At 69.6% G+C, this 19,377-nt stretch carries 20 protein-coding genes and 5 tRNA genes; 12 read left to right on the forward strand and 13 right to left on the reverse strand.

Annotated features, from left to right (window positions below; translation table 11 throughout):
* Positions 1-10 precede the first annotated feature (10 nt).
* The 5 genes from OCS65_RS23625 to OCS65_RS23645 all read right to left on the reverse strand — a co-directional run bounded on the left by OCS65_RS23625 (position 11) and on the right by OCS65_RS23645 (position 1,224).
* Positions 11-84, reverse strand: a tRNA-Asp gene (locus tag OCS65_RS23625).
* A gap of 70 nt (positions 85-154) precedes the next feature.
* Positions 155-231: transfer RNA gene (locus OCS65_RS23630), tRNA-Phe, on the reverse strand.
* Positions 232-268: 37 nt separating this feature from the next.
* A tRNA-Asp gene (locus OCS65_RS23635) sits at positions 269-342 on the reverse strand.
* A 57-nt stretch (positions 343-399) separates the two neighbouring features.
* A tRNA-Glu gene (locus OCS65_RS23640) sits at positions 400-472 on the reverse strand.
* Between the two features lie 98 nt (positions 473-570).
* Positions 571-1,224: a TetR/AcrR family transcriptional regulator gene (locus OCS65_RS23645; protein ID WP_006936388.1), complete on the reverse strand. Its 654-nt coding sequence runs from the start codon at positions 1,222-1,224 to the stop codon at positions 571-573.
* A 231-nt stretch (positions 1,225-1,455) separates the two neighbouring features.
* On the opposite strand from OCS65_RS23645, the gene OCS65_RS23650 reads away from it, so the two are divergent.
* Positions 1,456-1,531: transfer RNA gene (locus tag OCS65_RS23650), tRNA-Lys, on the forward strand.
* A gap of 60 nt (positions 1,532-1,591) precedes the next feature.
* Here OCS65_RS23650 and OCS65_RS23655 read toward each other — a convergent pair.
* The gene (locus OCS65_RS23655) at positions 1,592-2,179 is read right to left on the reverse strand and encodes a hypothetical protein (protein ID WP_029541522.1); all 588 of its coding nucleotides are present in this window, start codon (positions 2,177-2,179) and stop codon (positions 1,592-1,594) included.
* A 163-nt stretch (positions 2,180-2,342) separates the two neighbouring features.
* Between OCS65_RS23655 and OCS65_RS23660 the strand changes: the two genes are divergently transcribed.
* From OCS65_RS23660 to phoU, 6 genes are all read left to right on the forward strand, one after another.
* Positions 2,343-2,786 carry a hypothetical protein gene (locus OCS65_RS23660; protein WP_072634426.1) on the forward strand — a complete coding sequence of 148 codons (444 nt, stop codon included), beginning with the start codon at positions 2,343-2,345 and terminating at the stop codon, positions 2,784-2,786.
* A gap of 58 nt (positions 2,787-2,844) precedes the next feature.
* Positions 2,845-3,420 carry a DUF937 domain-containing protein gene (locus tag OCS65_RS23665; RefSeq protein ID WP_263507804.1) on the forward strand — a complete coding sequence of 192 codons (576 nt, stop codon included), beginning with the start codon at positions 2,845-2,847 and terminating at the stop codon, positions 3,418-3,420.
* A gap of 216 nt (positions 3,421-3,636) precedes the next feature.
* A complete protein-coding gene (locus OCS65_RS23670; RefSeq protein ID WP_006936396.1) occupies positions 3,637-4,593 on the forward strand; it encodes an acyl-ACP desaturase in 957 nt (318 codons plus the stop codon).
* 121 nt (positions 4,594-4,714) lie between these two features.
* A complete protein-coding gene (gene dusB, locus OCS65_RS23675) occupies positions 4,715-5,857 on the forward strand; it encodes a tRNA dihydrouridine synthase DusB (protein ID WP_065922972.1) in 1,143 nt (380 codons plus the stop codon).
* A gap of 148 nt (positions 5,858-6,005) precedes the next feature.
* Complete coding sequence (locus tag OCS65_RS23680; RefSeq protein WP_029541514.1) at positions 6,006-8,006, forward strand: LCP family protein; 2,001 nt, start codon at positions 6,006-6,008, stop codon at positions 8,004-8,006.
* A gap of 83 nt (positions 8,007-8,089) precedes the next feature.
* Complete coding sequence (gene phoU, locus OCS65_RS23685) at positions 8,090-8,797, forward strand: phosphate signaling complex protein PhoU (protein ID WP_010593878.1); 708 nt, start codon at positions 8,090-8,092, stop codon at positions 8,795-8,797.
* Between the two features lie 78 nt (positions 8,798-8,875).
* On the opposite strand, the gene pstB is transcribed toward phoU, so the two are convergent.
* The 6 genes from pstB to OCS65_RS23715 all read right to left on the reverse strand — a co-directional run bounded on the left by pstB (position 8,876) and on the right by OCS65_RS23715 (position 14,724).
* On the reverse strand, positions 8,876-9,652 hold the full coding sequence (pstB, locus tag OCS65_RS23690; protein ID WP_006936402.1) for a phosphate ABC transporter ATP-binding protein PstB: 777 nt from the start codon (positions 9,650-9,652) through the stop codon (positions 8,876-8,878).
* 52 nt (positions 9,653-9,704) lie between these two features.
* Positions 9,705-10,613, reverse strand: coding sequence for a phosphate ABC transporter permease PstA (pstA, locus tag OCS65_RS23695; protein ID WP_029541511.1), 909 nt, complete (start codon positions 10,611-10,613; stop codon positions 9,705-9,707).
* Positions 10,614-10,617: 4 nt separating this feature from the next.
* Entirely contained in the window at positions 10,618-11,673 is a 1,056-nt protein-coding gene (gene pstC / locus OCS65_RS23700) for a phosphate ABC transporter permease subunit PstC (protein WP_006936404.1), read from the reverse strand.
* A gap of 58 nt (positions 11,674-11,731) precedes the next feature.
* Positions 11,732-12,850 (reverse strand): phosphate ABC transporter substrate-binding protein PstS, encoded by a 1,119-nt coding sequence (pstS, locus tag OCS65_RS23705; RefSeq protein ID WP_006936405.1) that lies wholly within the window; start codon positions 12,848-12,850, stop codon positions 11,732-11,734.
* A 238-nt stretch (positions 12,851-13,088) separates the two neighbouring features.
* Entirely contained in the window at positions 13,089-13,985 is an 897-nt protein-coding gene (gene mshD, locus OCS65_RS23710) for a mycothiol synthase (protein WP_050034648.1), read from the reverse strand.
* 10 nt (positions 13,986-13,995) lie between these two features.
* Positions 13,996-14,724 (reverse strand): winged helix-turn-helix transcriptional regulator, encoded by a 729-nt coding sequence (locus tag OCS65_RS23715; RefSeq protein ID WP_006936407.1) that lies wholly within the window; start codon positions 14,722-14,724, stop codon positions 13,996-13,998.
* A 127-nt stretch (positions 14,725-14,851) separates the two neighbouring features.
* On the opposite strand from OCS65_RS23715, the gene OCS65_RS23720 reads away from it, so the two are divergent.
* The 5 genes from OCS65_RS23720 (at position 14,852) to OCS65_RS23740 (ending at position 17,991) form a co-directional block, all read left to right on the forward strand.
* Positions 14,852-15,631 carry an LmeA family phospholipid-binding protein gene (locus tag OCS65_RS23720; RefSeq protein WP_050034647.1) on the forward strand — a complete coding sequence of 260 codons (780 nt, stop codon included), beginning with the start codon at positions 14,852-14,854 and terminating at the stop codon, positions 15,629-15,631.
* A complete protein-coding gene (locus OCS65_RS23725; protein WP_263507812.1) occupies positions 15,628-16,074 on the forward strand; it encodes a thioredoxin family protein in 447 nt (148 codons plus the stop codon). Before OCS65_RS23720 ends, OCS65_RS23725 begins: the two co-directional genes overlap by 4 nt.
* A gap of 244 nt (positions 16,075-16,318) precedes the next feature.
* Positions 16,319-16,786: a DUF4395 domain-containing protein gene (locus tag OCS65_RS23730; protein ID WP_263507813.1), complete on the forward strand. Its 468-nt coding sequence runs from the start codon at positions 16,319-16,321 to the stop codon at positions 16,784-16,786.
* A 60-nt stretch (positions 16,787-16,846) separates the two neighbouring features.
* Positions 16,847-17,683, forward strand: coding sequence for a sulfurtransferase (locus OCS65_RS23735; RefSeq protein WP_100058168.1), 837 nt, complete (start codon positions 16,847-16,849; stop codon positions 17,681-17,683).
* A 2-nt stretch (positions 17,684-17,685) separates the two neighbouring features.
* Complete coding sequence (locus OCS65_RS23740; protein ID WP_029541490.1) at positions 17,686-17,991, forward strand: DUF1416 domain-containing protein; 306 nt, start codon at positions 17,686-17,688, stop codon at positions 17,989-17,991.
* A gap of 53 nt (positions 17,992-18,044) precedes the next feature.
* Here the strand turns inward: OCS65_RS23740 and OCS65_RS23745 are convergent, their stop codons facing one another.
* The gene (locus OCS65_RS23745) at positions 18,045-19,280 is read right to left on the reverse strand and encodes a PE-PPE domain-containing protein (protein ID WP_263507817.1); all 1,236 of its coding nucleotides are present in this window, start codon (positions 19,278-19,280) and stop codon (positions 18,045-18,047) included.
* Positions 19,281-19,377: the final 97 nt, after the last annotated feature.

Here is a 19,377-nt window from a genome sequence, read left to right on the forward strand (position 1 = left end):
CGCCGTGAAGCGACCCTGACGGGACTCGAACCCGCGACCTCCGCCGTGACAGGGCGGCGCGCTAACCAACTGCGCCACAGGGCCGTGTGCACCCCCGAAGGGGTTTCCACAGAAAACCCACCGCCGAGCGGTGGGTCTACCGTATGAAATTGTGTGGTGGCCAGGGCCGGGATCGAACCGGCGACCTTCCGCTTTTCAGGCGGACGCTCGTACCAACTGAGCTACCTGGCCGGACGGCACCCGAACCGAATGCCAATTGCCAACTCTGCGACCCTGACGGGACTCGAACCCGCGACCTCCGCCGTGACAGGGCGGCGCGCTAACCAACTGCGCCACAGGGCCATGCTCTTCACTTGTGGTCAAACCGTACTGCATGCGGTGATACTGCTTCCGCAAGCGTACCCCCTACGGGATTCGAACCCGCGCTACCGCCTTGAAAGGGCGGCGTCCTAGGCCGCTAGACGAAGGGGGCCCGCCGGATTACTCCGACCCGCACCCTCAACGGGTTCGCGTTCCGTTGGGAGCTTGGATAGCTTAGGACACGGGTTTCCGGATTCACAAATCAGCAGGTCACGCCGGTTGTTCGCCTTCGAGGCGCAACTCCGGCGCACCACGCCGCCGCTCGAGCCACTGCGGCGCAGCCGTCGCCTCGAGGCAGACGTCCAGGCATTCCGCGAACCGGGCCCGGACGTCGACGTCCTCCGCGGTGAGGTCGTGGAAGTAGCGCTGCCCGGCCAGGCACGCACTGAGCACACCCAGGAACCGTTCGAGGTCGACCCCGGCACGGAACAGCCCCGCTTCCTGCGCCTCGACGGCGAGCCGGTGACCGGCCTTCCCCCACACCGAGCTGCCGCGCAGTTTGGCCTCCGCGTCGAACTCGGGCTCGGTCACGAGCTTGAACTCCGCCTGGATGATGACGTCGCCGTGCAGGGCATCGGCGAGATCTCCGACGAGGCCGTACAGCCGCTCGAACGGATCGAGCCCCGGCGCGTCCAGCCACCGGTCGGCGATCACCCGGTAGCGCTCGAGGCCCTCCGCGAGCACCGCCCGGGCGAGCGCTTCCTTCGAATCGAAGTGGAAGTACATCGCACCCTTGGTGGCCCCGGAGTGCTCGAGAATCGCGTTGACCGAGGCGGCGCCGTATCCGCGCCGGGCGAATTCGATCGCCGCGGATTCGACGATCGCCGCGCGTGTGCGCCGCGCCCGCTCTTGCTGACGTGACATGGGGGGTTCGTGCCTCCGTACGTGACCGGCAGTCCCCCCCGGACGCCACTGTAGCCGCCGTCCGGCCCCCACGCCCGCAACCAGGCGTTTTCCGGCCTTCGCAGAGAACACACCAAGTGGTATGCTTTTGCGCGGCTCGGGTGCGCCGCAGGGGGTGCGCACCCGAGCCTTCGAACGGCCCGCGCGTCCGATACTGTTGTCCGGCGCGATGCAGCTAGACTGTGCGCCCACGCCCCTATAGCTCAGTTGGTAGAGCTACGGACTTTTAATCCGCAGGTCCCAGGTTCGAGCCCTGGTGGGGGCACCACACCCTCGTCCGTCCGGAAGGACGGGAGCGCCCCGGCACGAGGCGGCTCGTCGTCGCCCGTTACTCCGGAGCGCCGGCCACCTTGCCCGGCCGGTCGCTTCGTAGCTCCGGCTCCTGCCGGCCCCGCTCGTCACGCTCCCGCTCGAGGTCGCGACCGCGTTTGCGGTACGTGTAACTCAGGGCCGCGAACACCAGGAACACGATCACGCCGACTACGGCACCGACGAGCGTCGCGCCCCGGAAGCCGGGGGCGTCGACGTCGAGGATCCGCTCCCCCGCATGGGCCGCGTTCCCGTTGCCCAGCACGATGCTCAACGTCATCAGGTTGGGGATCGCCACCACCACGGCGGCGGCGGCGAACACCACCTGCAGGACGCGGTGCCGGCGCCACGTCCTGATCCGCCATGCGGCGGCGAACAGGGCCAACGGCACGAACGTGCACACGAGGCCGAACAGCAGGCCCCAGGCTATCCCGCGGGCGAAGCCGGCATCGGCCAGCCCGGCGATACGCTGCGCCCACCACCGGGGGACGAATGCCGCCAGCACGAAGTACGCGACCACCAGCGCGAGCAGGGCCCCGACGCTCCACAGGGCCTTCTTGGCCCACGGCGGAAGCCCCGACCGCTGCACCGTCTCGTTGCCCACCATTGCGTTGTTCCCCTTCCGGGTCCGGGTGTGCCGCTCCCCTCAGATTACGTACCCGCAAGCCCGACACGGCGACCGAATCGTCGGTTCCGCGCTGCTGCCGCACCCGAATTGCGGTTAGGGTGTGGTCGCTCACAAAACCGATCCGACGATCGATGGGAGTGGCGTGCGCAGCTTCGTGGACCTGGGTCTGTTCCTGTCTGCCGTCGCCCTGGGGATCGGCTCGTTTCTCCCGGTGCTGGCCGGGACCCGGCCGACCGACGTCCCGCTGACCGAGTTGCGCGACGGGATCGCGGCCGGCGACGTCTCCGCCCTCGGCGCAGCCGACCTGCCCGTCCATCAGACACTGGCGGCGCCGCTCGTGCTCGCCGCCGTGCTGCTGCTCCTGGCCGCCCTGTTCGACTCGGCGGTGGCCGGCTGGGCCGGGGTGGTGATCGGCCTCGTCGCGACCGGCGCCTTCGCGGTGCGGGTCTATCAGCGGTTCGGCGACTACGTGCAGGTCAACCACGCTACCGCGCTGACCAACCAGACGGGGTTCGTGCTACTGCTCAGCGGGTTGGGGGTCGCCCTGCTGTGCGCGGTGATCGCGGGGCGGCGGGCGTCCGCGTAGCCGAAACGCCGACGCGGGATCCCGGAGCGGGCGACCACGGTGGCTACCCTCGGTTCCCATGCCTTCCCTCGACGATCTCCTCTCGCGGATTCCGGTCGACCAGATCGCCCGCCGGCTCGACGTGGACGAGCAGACGGCGGCGACGGCGGTGCGGGCCGCCCTGCCCACGCTGGTCGGCGGCCTCGAGGCGAACACACGGCATCCGGACGGCGCCTCGTCCCTGCTGTCCGCGCTCGACCAGCACCGGAACCCGGCCCTGCTCGACGGTGGAGTGGACGTGACCGACGTGGACACCGCGGACGGCGACCGGATCGTGGCGAACGTGTTCGGCGACCACAAGGACCGGGTCGTGCAGACGCTGGGCCGAGCCGACGGCGCGGGCGGCAACGACCTCGTCGCACGGCTGCTGCCCATCCTCGCCCCGATCGTGCTGACGTACCTGGCCGAGCAGGTCGGCAGAAGTTCCGGCGGCCAGGGCGGCCTGGGCGAGCTGCTGGGCGGGCTCCTGCGCAGCGCGACGAACGGCACCGGAAGCGGCGGCGGTCTCGACGGAGTGCTCGGCAGCGTTCTCGGCGGCAACGGGGTTGGCCTGGGCGAGCTGCTCGGCGGACTCCTCGGCGCCGGCAAGCGCTGAGGTCACGGCGGGATATGGATTGCCCCCGCGCGTCGCCCCGGGACGCCGTTCGCGCCCCGGTATGATAACGACGTCGCCGTCTGTGAGTGATCCCATCGGCGGGTAGGCCCCGGTCGGCCGAACTTGGAACAGGTAACAGACAAACGGGTGCCGAACCTACGGTGCCGTAGGCTGTAATTCGTACGTGACACGCACAGTTATGGAGAGGTAAACGGAATGACGCGAGTTCTGACTCAGCTGGAGCTTCTGCGCGAGCTGGAGCCCGTCGCCGAGGCGAACGTCAACCGCCACCTTTCGATGGCCAAGGACTGGCACCCCCACGACTACGTGCCCTGGGACGAGGGGCGCAACTTCGCCGCCATGGGTGGCGTGGACTGGGAGCCCGAGCAGTCGAAGCTCGACGAGGTCGCCAAGGCCGCGATGATCACCAATCTCCTCACCGAGGACAACCTGCCGTCCTACCACCGCGAGATCGCCGAGAGCTTCTCGCGCGACGGCGCCTGGGGCACCTGGGTGGGCCGCTGGACCGCCGAGGAGAACCGCCACGGCATCGTGATGCGCGACTACCTCGTCGTCACCCGCGGTGTCGACCCCGTCGCCCTCGAGAACGCCCGCATGGAGCACATGACCAACGGGTTCGCCTCGCCCAACGAGGTCGGGATGCTGCACTCGGTGTCGTACGTCACCTTCCAGGAGCTGGCCACCCGCGTCTCGCACCGCAACACCGGCCGGGCGTGCCACGACTCGATCGCCGACAAGATGCTCCAGCGCATCGCCGCCGACGAGAACCTGCACATGATCTTCTACCGCAACATCTGCGAAGCGGCCCTCGACGTCGCCCCGGACCAGACCCTCGCGGCGATCACAGACGTGCTGAAGAACTTCCAGATGCCCGGCGCCGGTATGCCCAACTTCCGCCGCAACGGCGTGCTGATGGCCAAGCACGGCATCTACGACCTGCGTCAGCACCTCGACGAGGTGGTCATGCCGGTGCTCCGCAAGTGGCGCATCTTCGAGCGTGAGGACTTCGGTGCCGAGGGCGCCCGCATCCTCGACGAGCTCGGCACCTTCCTCGAGGATCTCGAGAAGCAGGCGGTGAAGTTCGAGGAGATGCGCGATCGGTCCCTCGCCCGCGAGGCCGCCCGCCGCGAGCGCAACGAGGCCGCGTCCTGATCCAGGCCGTTCCGTGATTCGGGAGCAGCGGCCCCGAACAGCTATCCTGTGCCCGGTACCGGATTCGGTGCCGGGCACAGTTGCACGCACTTCTTCTTCACGCCGTCTTCGAGGTTTTTTCATGTCACCCCTTCGCATCGGCTCGCTCGAGTTGAACAGCCCGGTCGTACTCGCGCCGATGGCGGGAATCACCAATGTCGCCTTTCGCACCCTGTGCCGCGAACTCGAACTCGAGCGGTCGGGGAGCACGTCGGGGCTGTACGTGTGCGAGATGGTCACCGCCCGGGCACTCGTGGAACGCCACCCCGTCACGATGCACATGACGACGTTCGGTCCCACCGAGACGCCGCGATCGTTGCAGCTGTACACCGTCGACCCGGACGTCACGTACCAGGCCGCGAAGATGATCGTCGACGAGAACCTCGCCGACCACATCGACATGAACTTCGGCTGCCCCGTGCCGAAGGTCACCCGCAAGGGCGGCGGCTCGGCGCTGCCGTACAAGCGGCGGCTGTTCGGCAACATCGTCGCGGCCGCCGTCCGCGCCACCGAGGGCACCGACATCCCGGTGACCGTGAAGTTCCGCATCGGCATCGACGCCGATCATCACACTCACCTCGACGCGGGCCGGATCGCGGCGGCCGAGGGCGCCGCCGCCGTCGCGCTACACGCCCGCACGGCCGCGCAGCGTTACTCGGGTGAGGCCGACTGGAACGAGATCGCCCGCCTCAAGGAGCACGTCACCGACGTGCCGGTGCTGGGCAACGGCGACATCTTCGCCGCCGAGGACGCCCAGAAGATGATAGAGCAGACCGGCTGCGACGGCGTCGTCGTCGGACGCGGATGCCTCGGCCGGCCCTGGCTGTTCGCCGAACTCAGCGCCGCACTGAACGGCACCCCCATGCCCACCCCGCCGAACCTGGGCGAGGTGGCGGCCATCATGCGCCGGCACGCCGAACTCCTCGCCGACCACCACGGCGAGGACCGCGGCATGCGTGAGATTCGCAAGCACATCGCCTGGTACCTGCGCGGCTTCCCGGCCGGATCCGACGTGCGCAACGCCCTGGCGCGCGTGTCCGGTCTCGCCGAGCTGGACGACCTGCTCGGCCGGCTCGATCCGACCGTGCCCTTCCCGAAGGACGCGGAGGGCCCGCGCGGTCGCCAGGGCTCCCCCGGTACCGTCGCACTGCCGGACGGCTGGCTCGACGACCCGGAGGACTGCATGGTGCCGGCGGGCGCCGACGTCATGCACTCGGGCGGCTGACCGCAGGGTCCGCCGTGCGGGCCGGACGAACCGGACCGGTGCTCGGCGGACGCCTCGATCCGGATCGAGGCCGCCAGTATCATGACGGAATCGCCGTGGTGGCGGATGCGTACGAGAGCGGAACATCCGCGGAGAGGCGAGGGAATCGGTGGGTGAGGAGCACGAGTCGGGCCTGCCCGACAGTCGCGCTCCCTGGGAACGTCCTATCGCCGACTCCGGGTATCGCAGCTCACATTCCGGCCGGGTGCGACGACGTCCGGAGGGTCTTGCGCCGCCCGCCGACGCCGGACCCGCGCCGTCGGGCCGGGGCGCCGATACCGGCCGCCCCCGCCGCTCGGCCGCTCCCGACGAGAATCCCGATCAGGTCACCGTCGCCGCGCTGATGAACAAGGTCGGGCGCGACAGCCCGCCCGGGCGGCACCCCGAACCCGAACCGGCCGTGCCGGGCCCGCAGCCGGGCCGGCCGCGGCGGACGCCGGCCGTCGACGACGACCCCACCGAGAAGATCCCGCCCGTGGCCGCGGCCCCGCCGACCGGCCCGCCGCCCCCACCCCCGCGCGACGACCGTGCCGGACGGCGGAGCGACGACCCCGACCAGCCGCCCGCGCTGCCCCAGGCCGTCGGGGGCGACGGCCTGAGCAGGCTGGCTCTGAACAAGCGCCGCAAACGCCGGCGCCTCGCGACCGTGGGCCGCACCGTTCTGGCGCTGCTGTCCGTGCTGACCCTCGTCGGCAGCGGCCTGGTGTGGGGCTACGTGCGTTCCACCGAGGCCGGATTCGCCCAGATCGCGGCGCTGGACACCGAATCCACCGACATCGTCGACCCCGGCGGGCAGACCGGCGACGAGACCTACCTGATCATCGGCACCGACACCCGCGCCGGGGCGAGCGGCGCGGTCGGCGCCGGCACCGTCGCCGACGCCGAGGGCGCACGCGCCGACACCGTCATCCTCGTCAACATCCCCGCCGACCGCAGTCGCGTCGTCGCCGTCTCCTTTCCGCGCGACCTGGACGTGACGCGGCCCGTGTGCCGCGGCTGGGACAGCACCACCGGCGAGTACACGTCGGAGACGTTCCCCGCAGCCGAGGGCGACAAGCTCAATGCCACCTACGCGCTGGGCGGGCCCAAGTGCCTGGTGAAGGTGATCCAGAAGCTGTCCGGCCTGAAGATCGGGCATTTCGTCGGAATCGACTTCGCGGGCTTCGAGAGCATGGTCAACGAGGTCGGCGGCGTCGAGGTGTGCACACCCACCCCCCTGGTCGACGGGGAACTCGGCACCATCATCGAGACGGCGGGCACCCACACCCTCGACGGCCGCCGGGCCCTGGACTACGTGCGGGCCCGCAAGGTCGAGTCGGAGGGCAACGGCGACTACGGGCGTATCACCCGGCAGCAGAAGTTCCTGTCGTCACTGCTGCGCTCGGCCATGTCGAACAAGGTCCTGTTCGACCCCGGCAAGCTGAACGGGTTCATCAACGCGTTCACCCGCGCCACGTTCGTCGAGAACGTCGACACCGAGTCCCTCGTCCGGCTCGGCCGCTCGCTGCAGCGGGTCGAAGCCGGCGCCGTCACCTTCCTCACCGTGCCGACGGCCGGAACCAACGAGTGGGGCAACGAGATTCCGCGTCTCGACGACATCAAGGCGATCTTCAACGCGATCATCGACGACGAACCGCTCCCCGGCGAGAAACGCGATGTTCCCGAGCCGGAATCGTCAGCGCCGCCGGCAGCCCCGCTGCCTGCACAGACCGCGGTGGACCCCTCGACGGTGTCGGTGCAGGTGTCCAACGCCTCCGGCGAATCCGGCCTCGCGGCCCGGACCGCGGAAGAACTCGGCGCCTACGGTTTCCCGATCTACAGCGTCGGCAACTACTCCGGGACGAGCAAGGAGACCGTCGTCCGCTTCTCGCCCGGGCAGGAGGCCGAGGCGTTGACGCTGGCCTCCGCAGTTCCGGGGGCCGTGCTGCAGGAGTCCCAGGACCTCGGCGGCATCGTGGAACTCGTCCTCGGCACCGGGTTCGTCGGCAGCATCGCGGCTCCGACCGAGGTGGGTTCGGTCCTGCCGACGGTGCCGATCCAGGCCGCCGAGGAGAACGAGCTGCCGGTCGACCTGTCGATCACCAACGCGGGCGACGATTCCTGCGCCTGAGCAGCACCTCGAGCCCGTCCATTCACCCGGCGTTCACCCGCTGCTCGTGACTCGGCTTTGTCTGCGCCGTAGTCTGTGCCATTATGCGCGTCGTATACCACGAACAGATGACCGAGCTCGCCGATCTCCTCGGAGAGATGGCGGGCCTTGCCGGCCTTGCGATGGAGCGGGCCACCCAGGCGCTGCTCCAGGCGGATCTGGCGCTCGCCGAGACCGTCATCGGCGAGCACGACAAGATCACCGACCTGAGTACCCAGTGCGAGGAGAAGGCCTTCTCGCTCCTCGCCCTCCAGGCGCCGGTCGCCGGTGATCTGCGTTCCGTGGTCAGTGGCATCCAGATCGTCGCCGACATCGACCGGATGGGTGCGCTGGCACTGCACGTCGCCAAGGCGACGCGACGTCGGCACCCCAATCATGTTCTGCCCGAAGAGGTCAACGGCTACTTCGCCGAGATGGGCCGCATCGCAGTCTCGCTCGGCGCAGCGACCAGGGAGATCCTCGAGACGCGCGACCCCGAGCGGGCGGCCCGGCTCCACCAGGAGGACGAGGCGATGGACGATCTCCATCGTCACCTGTTCACCGTGCTCATGGACCGGGAGTGGAAGCACGGCGTGGCCGCGGCTGTGGATGTGACGCTGCTGGGCCGGTTCTACGAACGGTTCGCCGACCACGCCGTCGAGGTGGGTCGTCGCGTGATCTTCCTGGTCACCGGCAAGCTCCCCACCGACGAGGATTTCCGGGCGATGCGTGAGCGCGTCGACAAGCTCACGGTGTACCCGCAGGACCAGTAACCCGACTCGGCATAAGGCCCCGCCCGGAGTTTCCGGGCGGGGCCTTTCCGCGTCCGCGGTGCCGAAGTCGCAGCCGGCTCAGCCGAAGCGACCGGAGATGTAGTCCTCCGTGGCCTTCTGGGTGGGGTTGGAGAAGATCTTCTCGGTGTCGTCGATCTCGACGAGCCGGCCCGGCTTGCCGGTGGCCTCGAGGTTGAAGAACGCGGTCTGATCGCTCACGCGCGCGGCCTGCTGCATGTTGTGCGTGACGATCACGATGGTGTAGTCCTGCTTCAGCTCGGCGATCAGGTCCTCGATGGCGAGGGTGGAGATCGGGTCGAGAGCGGAGCACGGCTCGTCCATCAGGAGCACCTCCGGCTGCACCGCGATGGCGCGGGCGATGCACAGGCGCTGCTGCTGGCCACCCGACAGGCCGCCGCCGGGCTTGTCGAGGCGGTCCTTGACCTCGTTCCACAGGTTCGCGCCGCGCAGCGACCGCTCGGCGATCTCGTCGAGCCTGTTCTTCTCGCGCACGCCCTGCAACTTCAGGCCGGCGACGACGTTGTCGCGGATCGACATGGTGGGGAACGGATTGGGGCGCTGGAACACCATGCCGATCGTCTTGCGGACGCCGACCGGGTCGACGGACGAGTCGTAGATGTCCTCGCCGTCGAGCAGCACGGAGCCCTCGACGCGGGCACCGGGGGTCACCTCGTGCATGCGGTTGAGCGAGCGCAGCACGGTCGACTTGCCGCAGCCCGACGGTCCGATGAACGCGGTGACGTTCCGCGGCGGCACGGACAGCGTCACGTCGGAGACGGCGTGGAACTTGCCGTAGAAGATGTTGACGTCCTTGAGGTCCAGACGCTTGGCCATTACCGGCTCCCTATTGGTGTATCGAAATCGAAGGGTGTGTACATGAGGTGACCTACTTGGTGCGCACCTGGGAGAAGTGGCCGACCACCTTGGCAACGATGTTGAGGATGGCGATGACGAGGATGAGGGTCAGGGCAGCGCCCCAGATCCGCATCGTGCCTGCGTCGGTCGGGTTGTTCATCTCCGCCACCATGACGCCGGGCAGGCTGCCCATCTCGCCGCCGAACAGGTTGAAGTTGATGAACGGCGCGTAGCCGACCAGGATCAGCAGCGGAGCGGTCTCGCCCATGACGCGGGCCAGGGCCAGCATGACGCCGGTGATGATGCCGGGCAGCGCGGTCGGAATCACGATGCGCGCGATGGTCTTCCACTTGGGCACACCGAGGGCGTAGGAGGCCTCGCGCAGATCCTGCGGCACGATCCGGAGCATCTCCTCGGTGCTGCGCACCACCACGGGAACCATGAGCAGGACCAGCGCCAGGGACACCGCGAAGGCGGACTTCGGGAAGCCGAAGGTGGCGATCCACAGTGCGTAGATGAAGAGCGCGGCAACGATGGAGGGGACACCACTGAGGATGTCCACCATGAAGGTGGTGATCCTGCCCAGTCGCGTGCCGGCGCCGTACTCCACGAGGAAGATCGCCACGAAGATGCCGATCGGGATGGAGATCACCGCGCACACCAGGCCCTGCAGCAGGGTCCCGACGAGGGCGTGGTAGATGCCACCGCCCATCGCGGACGCGGACAGACCGCTCAAGGAATTCGTGAACCAGGTGGCGCTGGTCAGGGCGGGAAGACCCTTGACGATCACGGTGATCAGCACCCATGCCAGCGGCACGAGAGCGATCAGCACCGACACGGTGACCAGGACGGTGGCGGTGAGATCCGAGACGCGCCGACGGGTGCCGACGCCCCGGAAGGTGGGGCCCTTGACCGGTGTCTCGAGGAGAGTGGTCGTCATGGCTTCAGTCCTTCTTTCCTGCGACGACCGCACGCGCCGCGGCGTTGACCACGAAGGTCAGCACGAAGAGCACCAGACCCGCGGCGATGTAGGCGCCGGCCTGGATGTCGTTGTTGAACTCGGCGTAACCGAGGGCGATCTTCGAGGCGATGGTGGCACCGCCGTCGAACAGCGACCACGAGAACGGCTGCGACGTGGTGCGCAGGATCAGGTACAGCGCCATGGTCTCGCCGAGTGCGCGGCCGAGACCGAGCATCGAGCCGCTGATGTAGCCCGACTTGCCGAACGGGATCACCGTGGTCTTGACGACCTCCCAGCGCGTCGCACCGAGAGCGAGCGCCGCCTCGATATGGGACGTCGGCGTCTGCACGAACACCTCCCGGCTCACCGCGGCGATGGTCGGCAGGATCATCACGGCGAGCACGATGCCCGCGGTGAAGATGGTGCCGCCGCCGAGGATGGAACCCGAGCCGGACGCGAACAGCGGGAACCAGCCGAGACTTTCGTTGAGCCACGTCGCCAGCGGCCGGATCGCGGGGGCCAGGACCAGCAGGCCCCACAGGCCGTAGACGATGGACGGCACGGCGGCGAGCAGGTCGATGACGTACGCCAGGGGCTTCTTGATGCGCTCGGGGCAGTACGAGGTGAGGAAGATCGCGATGCCGAGTGCGACCGGCATCGCGAGCACCAGCGCGAAGAACGACACCAGCACGGTCACCTGGAACAGGTCGAGGACGCCGAACGCCATCGCGGCGATGTCCTGGGTGACCCACTCGCGGCTGGTGAGGAAGTTGACGGTGTTGCGCTGCAGCGCCGGCACCGCACGCCAGACGAGGAACACGCCGATGGCCGCGATGATCACCGAGATGAGAACGGCGGACCCGGAGGCCAGTGAACGGAAGATCCGGTCGCCCGGCCTGGTCAGCGGCTTGCTGTCGCCGCGCGCTGGAGTGGTAATCGTGGCCTCCGGGGTGTTGCCGTGCGGACCGCCCGCCCCGGGCCCGGCATCGCTGCCGGACCCGGGAGTGCGAGGTGCGGATTTGGTGGGCGCGTCACTCATCTGCGCTCGCGATCTCTCTCTGCTGGGGATTGACGGTACGGTCCGCGGCGCTCATCGGCTAGGCGATGGCGTTGATCGACTCGGTGAGCTTCGCCTTGAAGGACTCGGGCAGCGGCACGTAGCCCTGCTCGGCGAGGCCTTCCTGGCCCTCGTTGGCGGCGCTGACGAGGAACGACTTCACGGCCGCGGAGGTGTCGGCATCGTAACCGGCGGAGCACACGATCTCGTAGGTCGCGAGCATGATCGGGTAGGCCCCCTCCTCCTTCGTACCGAAGATCGAGGTCAGGTCGAGCGTCAGGTCGCCCTCACCGGTCGGAGCGAAGGTCGCCGCCTCGATGGCCTTCGACGCGGTCTCGTCGGTCAGCTCCACCGCGCCGGATCCGTTGTCGATCTGTGCGACGTTCAGGTTGTTCTGGTCGGCGAAGGACTTCTCGACGTAGGTGATCGCGCCGGGGGCGCTGGCGACGGCCTGGGCGACACCGGCCGATCCCTTGGCGCCTTCACCGACACCGCCGGTGAAGTCGGAGCCGGCGCCGGTGGTCCAGGCACCGTTCGAGGCGGCCTCGAGGTACTTCTGGAAGTTGTCGGTGGTGCCCGACGAATCCGAGCGGACGATCGGGGTGATGGCCGAATCCGGAAGGCTCACACCCTCGTTGAGAGCCGCGATGGCCGGGTCGTTCCACTGCTTGATGGTGCCGTTGAAGATCTTGGCGACGGTCTCGCCGTTGAGCACGAGGTTGTCGACGCCCTCGACGTTGTACGCGACGGCGACCGGACCGAAGACCAGCGGCAGGTTCCAGGCGGGGTTGCCGGCGCAGCGCTCGGCGGCCTGGGCGGCCTGCTCGCTCTTGATGGCGGAGTCGGAGCCGGCGAAGTCGATCTGCTTCGCGATGAACTGGGTGCGGCCGTCACCGGAACCCGACGGGTTGTAGGCGACGTTGACGTTCTTGCCCTTCTCCTGGCAGACCGCGATGTAGGTGGACACGAACTGGTCCATCGCGTTCTTCTGCGCGGACGACCCGGCGGCGGACAGCGTCTCCTTGCCCTCACACGTCGCTGCCGATGCGGACGCGTCCACGTCCGTCGAGGCGGCATTGTTGTCGCTGCCGCATGCGGCCAGGGTGAGGGCACCTGCAGCCACCACACCGAGCAGGGCGCCATTGCGCTTGAGGTTCACTCGTACTCCTCCGGAATTCGCGACCGGCACGCCCGCGACACGGGCGGCGGCATCAGGCGCGGGGTGATCCCGGCGCCGGACCGGCATGCTGCGGCCCGTAATGGAAAGTTAATGAGGACGGGTTGACGGTTGGGCGCCCGAAGGTGAACGCGACGTGAACGCGAAAAGTACACCTGCAGTCCGTATGGTCGACGTCACACGACATTCACGGGCCGGACTCGTTCGGTACGTGCTCCGCTCACGCTCTCGCGTATGCGAGGTCCACGTGGAATCGCTCGAATCCGAGCCGGCCGTAGGTGCGCAGCGCGGCGTCGTTGTCGCCTTCGACGTACAGCAGCACCGCGCCGAGCCCGCGTTCCCGCAGATACCGCAACCCGGCGAGCGTGAGCAGCCGGCCGAGACCGCGCCCCTGCGCCCCGGGATCGATGCCCACCACGTACACCTCCCCGATCGCCGGCTGGTCCGCCGTGGCGGCGTGCACCTTCGTCCAGTGGAAGCCGAGGAGCCGGTCCGGGTCCTGCTCGTCGAAGGCGAGGAACACCCCGGCCGGGTCGAACCAGGACTCGCTGCGGCGCTGCGCGACGTCGCGCTCGGTCCAGCGGCCCTGCTCGGGGTGCCACGCGAAGGCGGCGGCATTGACCCGCAGCAGTTCCGCGTCGTCCTCGGGTCCGCGGTAGGTCCGCAGGATCAGCCCGTCGGGGACCTGCAGGGCCGGCAGCTCGGGCTCCCCGAGGGGGCGCCGCAGCTGCAGGAGTTCCCGGACCGGGGTCAGGCCGAGCCGCGCCGCGAGCGCCCGCGCGGACTCGAGGTCGCCGTGTGCCCACACCCGGGTGCCGGCACCACCGGCGTCGAGGGCCGCGGCGACGAGCCGCGACCCCACGCCGCGGCGGCGGTGCGGCGGATCGACGACCACCTCGGCCATCGCCGGGTGCTCCCCGTGACCGGGGACCAGATTGGCGTAGCCGACGATCGCGGCGGCATCGACGGCCACCAGGTGCCGGACGTCGCCGTCGCCGGTGAGGGAGTGCAGCACCTGCTCGGACACGGGGGCCGTTCCGTCGGCGGCGTGGGCGCGGGCGACGAGCGCCCGCACCTCGGCGGCCTGCTCGGCGGACAGTCGGCTGACGAATTCCACGACGGCGAGCCTAGTCCGCGAGTTCGGCGTCCTCGAACTCGATGGTGGTGGAGCCGCCCTTCCCGGTCTTGGTGGTGGGCCGCACCGCCTTGTAGCCGACATTGCGGACCGTGCCGATCAGGGACTCGTACTCGGGGCCGAGCTTGGCGCGCAGGCGCCGCACGTGCACATCGACGGTGCGGGTGCCGCCGAAGAAGTCGTAACCCCAGACCTCCTGCAGCAGTTGCGCGCGGGTGAACACCCGGCCGGCGTGCTGCGCGAGGTACTTGAGGAGCTCGAACTCCTTGTACGTCAGGTCGAGGGGGCGGCCACGCAGGCGAGCGGTGTAGGTGCCCTCGTCGATCGAGAGCTCCCCGAGGGTGATCTTGCCGGTGTTCTCGGGGCCCGCCGCACCGCCGGACCGGCCGACCAGCAATCGCAGCCGCGCGTCCAGCTCGGCGGGGCCGGTGGTGGTCAGCAGGATGTCGTCCAGCCCCCACTCCGGGTTCACCGCCACCAGGCCGCCCTCGGTGAGCACGGCGACGACCGGTATCGCCGACCCGGTGCTGCCGAGCAGCCGGCACAGGCCGCGGGCCGCGGCCAGGTCCGTGCGGGCGTCGACAATGGCGATGTCCGCGGAACCGGCCTCGAGGAGCGAGGACACCTCGGTCGGTGCCGGGCGCACCGAGTGCGCGAGTAACGACAGCGAGGGCAGGACCGCGTCCGGGTTGGGGTCGGAGGTCAGCAGCAACAGCTCCACCGTGCCTCCATTCTTCGCGGGCTGCGCGAAACTCGTGTAAACGACGCGCTACAGATTAACGCCACGACGGCGTTCACCGGGCAACCGCACTCGGGAAGCGGCGCGAGCCGTCCGTCACAATGGTGCGGTGCGCAAACTCATCCTCGCTCTCGTGACGCTCGTCGGAGTCGCGCTCCTGATCGATTTCGGCGCCGCGGCGTGGTCCGAGTACCGGGTCTCGCGGTCGCTGCGGGAGGGTGGGGCGCTGACGGCGGACCCGGCAGTGACCATCCACGGATTCCCGTTCCTGACCCAGGCCCGGGCGGGCCGCTACGAGAACGTGGAGATCCGGGCGCAGGGCGTGCCCAGCGGGACGCTCGGCGACATCACGATCGAGGCCAACCTGATCGGTGCCCATGCGGCCGCGGGCGAGCTGCTCGACGGTTCGATCCGCTCGGTGCCGGTGGACCTGCTGTACGGGCGCGTGATGATCGACGCGACCGAGCTCGGTCAGCTCTACGGCATTCCCGACCTGCAGGTGTCCGCTCCCCCGGCCGACAAGTCCGACGGCACCGGCGGGTCCGGCGGCTCCGGACGCACCACCGCGGGCGGGGTCGTCCTCACCGGCACGGTTCCGGTCGGCCCGGTCTCCGCGGAGGTCAGCGTCCAGGCGGACCTGCTGCTCGAGGGCGACACGGTGCGCATCGTCGCGTCGGACCTGTACTTCGGCCCGGAGGGACAGGCGGACTTCACCGTGCCGGATCCGCTGAAGCCGGCGGTGCTGGGCCTGTTCACCACCACGATCGAACCCCAGAACCTGCCGTTCGGGGTGCGCCCGACCGCGGTCGAAGCCCGCGGCTCGACGATCGTGATCGAGGGCGAGGCGCACCAGACCACGATCGACCTCGAGGAGGTTCAGCGCCTGTGACCGCCGTCGTCGTACTGCTGGTGGTGGTGGCTGCCGCCCTGATCACCGGGACCGTCCTGCGGGCCCGCGCGGGCAAGGTCCGCGCCGTCGCGGCCGCCCCCGCGCCGGGGCCCGGCCCCCTGCTGGCCGCGGTGGGCGTGGGCACCGGCAGTGCGCCGGTGGTGCTGCACTTCTCCGCCGACTGGTGCGGACCGTGCGCCGCGGTGCGCCGGGTCGTCGCTCAGGTGGTCGCCGACCTCGCGGCCACCGGCGACGGGCTGCCGGCACCCCGCGACCTCGAACTGGACATCGACGAGAACCCGCAGTTGGCAAGGGAACTCGGCGTGCTGTCACTGCCGACGACCTTCCTGTTCGACGCCGCCGGTACCGAAAGGTACCGGGTTTCGGGCGTGCCGACCGCGGCCGACCTGCGGGCCGCGCTGGTGCCGCTGCGCACCCCCTAGGCCCCGATCCGTCGAGACGTCGGCTAAGCTGCCTGCCGTGTCGACCTGCCGAGAGCTCATGCTCACCCGACGCCGCACAGTCGATCTGTGCCGCCTCGGCGGCTTCTGCTGTACCTGCTGCTGATCACCCGGCCGAGACGCCCGACCGTCTCCGCGGCATCCGCTGCCGTCACCGGTGTGATCCCCGCGGTTGCCACCGCGACGGTTCGCCCCCACGCGTCCCCTCCCAGCAGGAGCACCACTCATGTCCACCACCGCCCCCACCACCCGCCAGGGTCAGCAGGTAGACGTCCGCGGCCCCCGGTTCGCGGCGTGGATCACCACCGCCGTCCTCGTCGTCGTCCTGGCCGTCGCGACGGTCTCGACCACGGTGGCCGGCGTACTGCTCGCCGTCCAGACCGCGGTGTTCGCGGCCGGTGCGGCCCTCGGCCCGCGCCGCAGCCCCTACGGCCTGCTCTTCGCCCGGCTCGTCGCGCCCCGGCTGAGCGCGCTCACCGAGAAGGAACCGGTCGCCCCGCTGCGATTCGCGCAGCTCGTCGGGTTCGTGTTCGCCGCCGTGGGGACCTTCGGATTCCTCCTCGGCGCCGACCTCGCCGGTCTCGTCGCCACCGGGTTCGCGCTGTTCGCCGCGCTGCTCAACGCCGCGTTCGGGGTGTGCCTCGGTTGCGCGATCTACCCGCTCGTGGCCAGGTTCCGGGCCGTCGCCGCCTGACCACCGTTCCCTCCGCACCGTTCCACTCGACCGAGAGTGTCAACACCGAAAGGAAACTCCATGGCTCGCTCCGACGTCCTGGTCTCAGCAGACTGGGCAGAGCAGAACCTTCACGCACCGAAGACCGTGTTCATCGAGGTCGACGAGGACACCGCAGCCTACGACGGCGGGCACATCGAGGGCGCGATCAAGCTCGACTGGCGCAAGGACCTGCAGGACGGCGTCCGTCGCGACTTCCTGAACCGGGAGCAGTTCTCCGCCCTGCTGTCCGCGAAGGGCGTCGCCGACGACGACACCGTCGTGCTCTACGGCGGCAACAACAACTGGTTCGCCGCCTACGCGTACTGGTACTTCAAGTTCTACGGGCACCGGGACGTCAAGCTCATCGACGGTGGCCGCAAGAAGTGGGAGCTCGACGGACGCCCGCTGTCCAAGGACGAGGTCACCCGCCCGGCCACCGAGTACAAGGCGCAGGAGCCGGACTACTCGATCCGCGCCTTCCGCGACGAGGTGATCGACGCGATCGGCACCAAGAACATCATCGACGTCCGCTCCCCCGACGAGTTCTCCGGCCGGATCCTCGCCCCGGCCCACCTGCCGCAGGAGCAGGCCCAGCAGCGCGGCCACGTCCCGGGTGCGATCAACATCCCGTGGAGCACCACCGCCAACGAGGACGGCACCTTCAAGTCGGACGACGACCTCGAGGCCCTCTACCAGGCGAAGGGCTTCGACGACAGCCGCGAGACCATCGCCTACTGCCGGATCGGTGAGCGCTCGAGCCACACCTGGTTCGTGCTGCAGGAGATCCTCGGCAAGAAGAACGTCAAGAACTACGACGGCAGCTGGGTCGAATACGGCTCGCTCGTCGGAGCCCCGATCGAGTTGGAGGTTCGCTGACCATGTGTGGTGCACCCGTTCAGTCCCAGACCCTGCCCGCGGGCGTGGACGTCGAGAAGGAGACGGTCCTGACCGGCCGTGTCGTCGACGCCGACGGCCAGCCGGTCGGCGGTGCCTTCGTGCGCCTGCTCGACGGCACCGGTGAGTTCACCGCCGAGGTCGTCGCCTCCGGCACCGGTGACTTCCGCTTCTTCGCCGCGCCCGGCGACTGGAAGGTCCGCGCGCTGTCCGGCCGCGGCAACGGTGACGTCGCCGTGAGCCCGGCCGCCCCCGGCGTCCACCACGTCGAGGTCACGGTCGCGAAGTAGCAGACCGTTCGGCGGGCCCGTTCCTCCGGGAACGGGCCCGCCGTCGTCCGTGGTCAGTTCTGCGGCTGCCGGTCCGTCCGTTCGGCTTCGGCGAGAGCGACGATCCAGTCGACGATCCGCTCACTGTCCCAGTACCAGGGATCGTGCGGGTTCGTGTTCCAGTAGCCGATGTGCTGGATGAAGCCCAGCAGGAGGTACGGCTCGAGGAACAGGTCGACGATGCCGCTGTTGTCGTCGGCGAAGCCGGCTCCCTCGGCGCGCAGCTTCTCCACCACGATCGGCCGACCCGGTCCCAAGGCCCAGTCGAGGATCTCCCGCATCCGTTCGGGGCTCACATCGGCGCTCGGGTCCACCGGGTACGTCGTGTCGACGACCTTGCGCAGCACGTCGAGGAGGGATTCGTCGGACTCCCACCAGTCGTCGCGGGTGACGATGTGGGCGGCCGCGCGGGCCGCCGTCACCGCCACTGCGCCGCCCAGGTCGCCCACGGTCTGCAATGGGTTCAGCAGCGTGAACCGCATCTGTCCGAGCACGCCGAGGACCAGTTCGAGCACCGCGATGTCCTCGGGTGCGTCGCACGCGACGTCGTAACGCCGGCACGAGTACACGACCCGGTCGGCCAGCGCCCCGTAGTCGGCGGGTTCCGAGGACATGAACCCGCCACCGGGCGGACCGGGCTCGCCCATCGAGTCGACCCCCGCCGGCCGGTACGGGTCACCGACGAGGACGACCCCGGCGATGTCGTCCGGTGCGACGTGGGCGTCGGCGGGCCGGTGCCCGAGTTCGCGGCTCACCCGTTCGATCACCTCGGCGCCGACGCTGTAGCCGACGAGCGCGAACCGGGTGCGCTCCCCGCAGGCGCTCTTGCGTTCGTCGAGGATGCGGTTGGTCGACGCGACGCCCGCCGCCACCGAGTCCTGATAGGTCGGCACGTCCTCGAACAGGCCCAGGCCGTAGGTGGCCGGGTACGGCACGTACATCCAGCCGATCGAGCCCGGACGGTCCGCGGTGGCCTCGCCGGCCGGGACCGTCACGTTGCCCACCCAGTTCGACCACAGCTGTCGCGACTCCTCGACCACGGGATCGCGGCCGGCCTCGGAGTCGGTGGCGCCGGAGACCGCGACGATCAGCAGGTCGGGGCACTCCAGGGCGTAGTTGTCGGGGTGGACGGCGGGCCCGGACGAACCGCTGCTCGACCCCGTCCCGGGGGCGGCGACCGCGACGGGCACGGTCAGGGACAGGGTCGCGAGCGCCGCAACAGCCGGCAGCAGCAGACGGATGGGGCGCACACGACCTCCGAGTCGGACTTTCCGGACGAAAGGGCCCACACGGCCCACTGCACGGTACTATCCCGCGCGCCGCACTGCGCGCCCGGTGGGGACGTCG

Origin of the sequence: Rhodococcus aetherivorans (assembly GCF_025722975.1) — a bacterium.
In the GTDB taxonomy this organism is placed as follows: domain Bacteria; phylum Actinomycetota; class Actinomycetes; order Mycobacteriales; family Mycobacteriaceae; genus Rhodococcus; species Rhodococcus aetherivorans.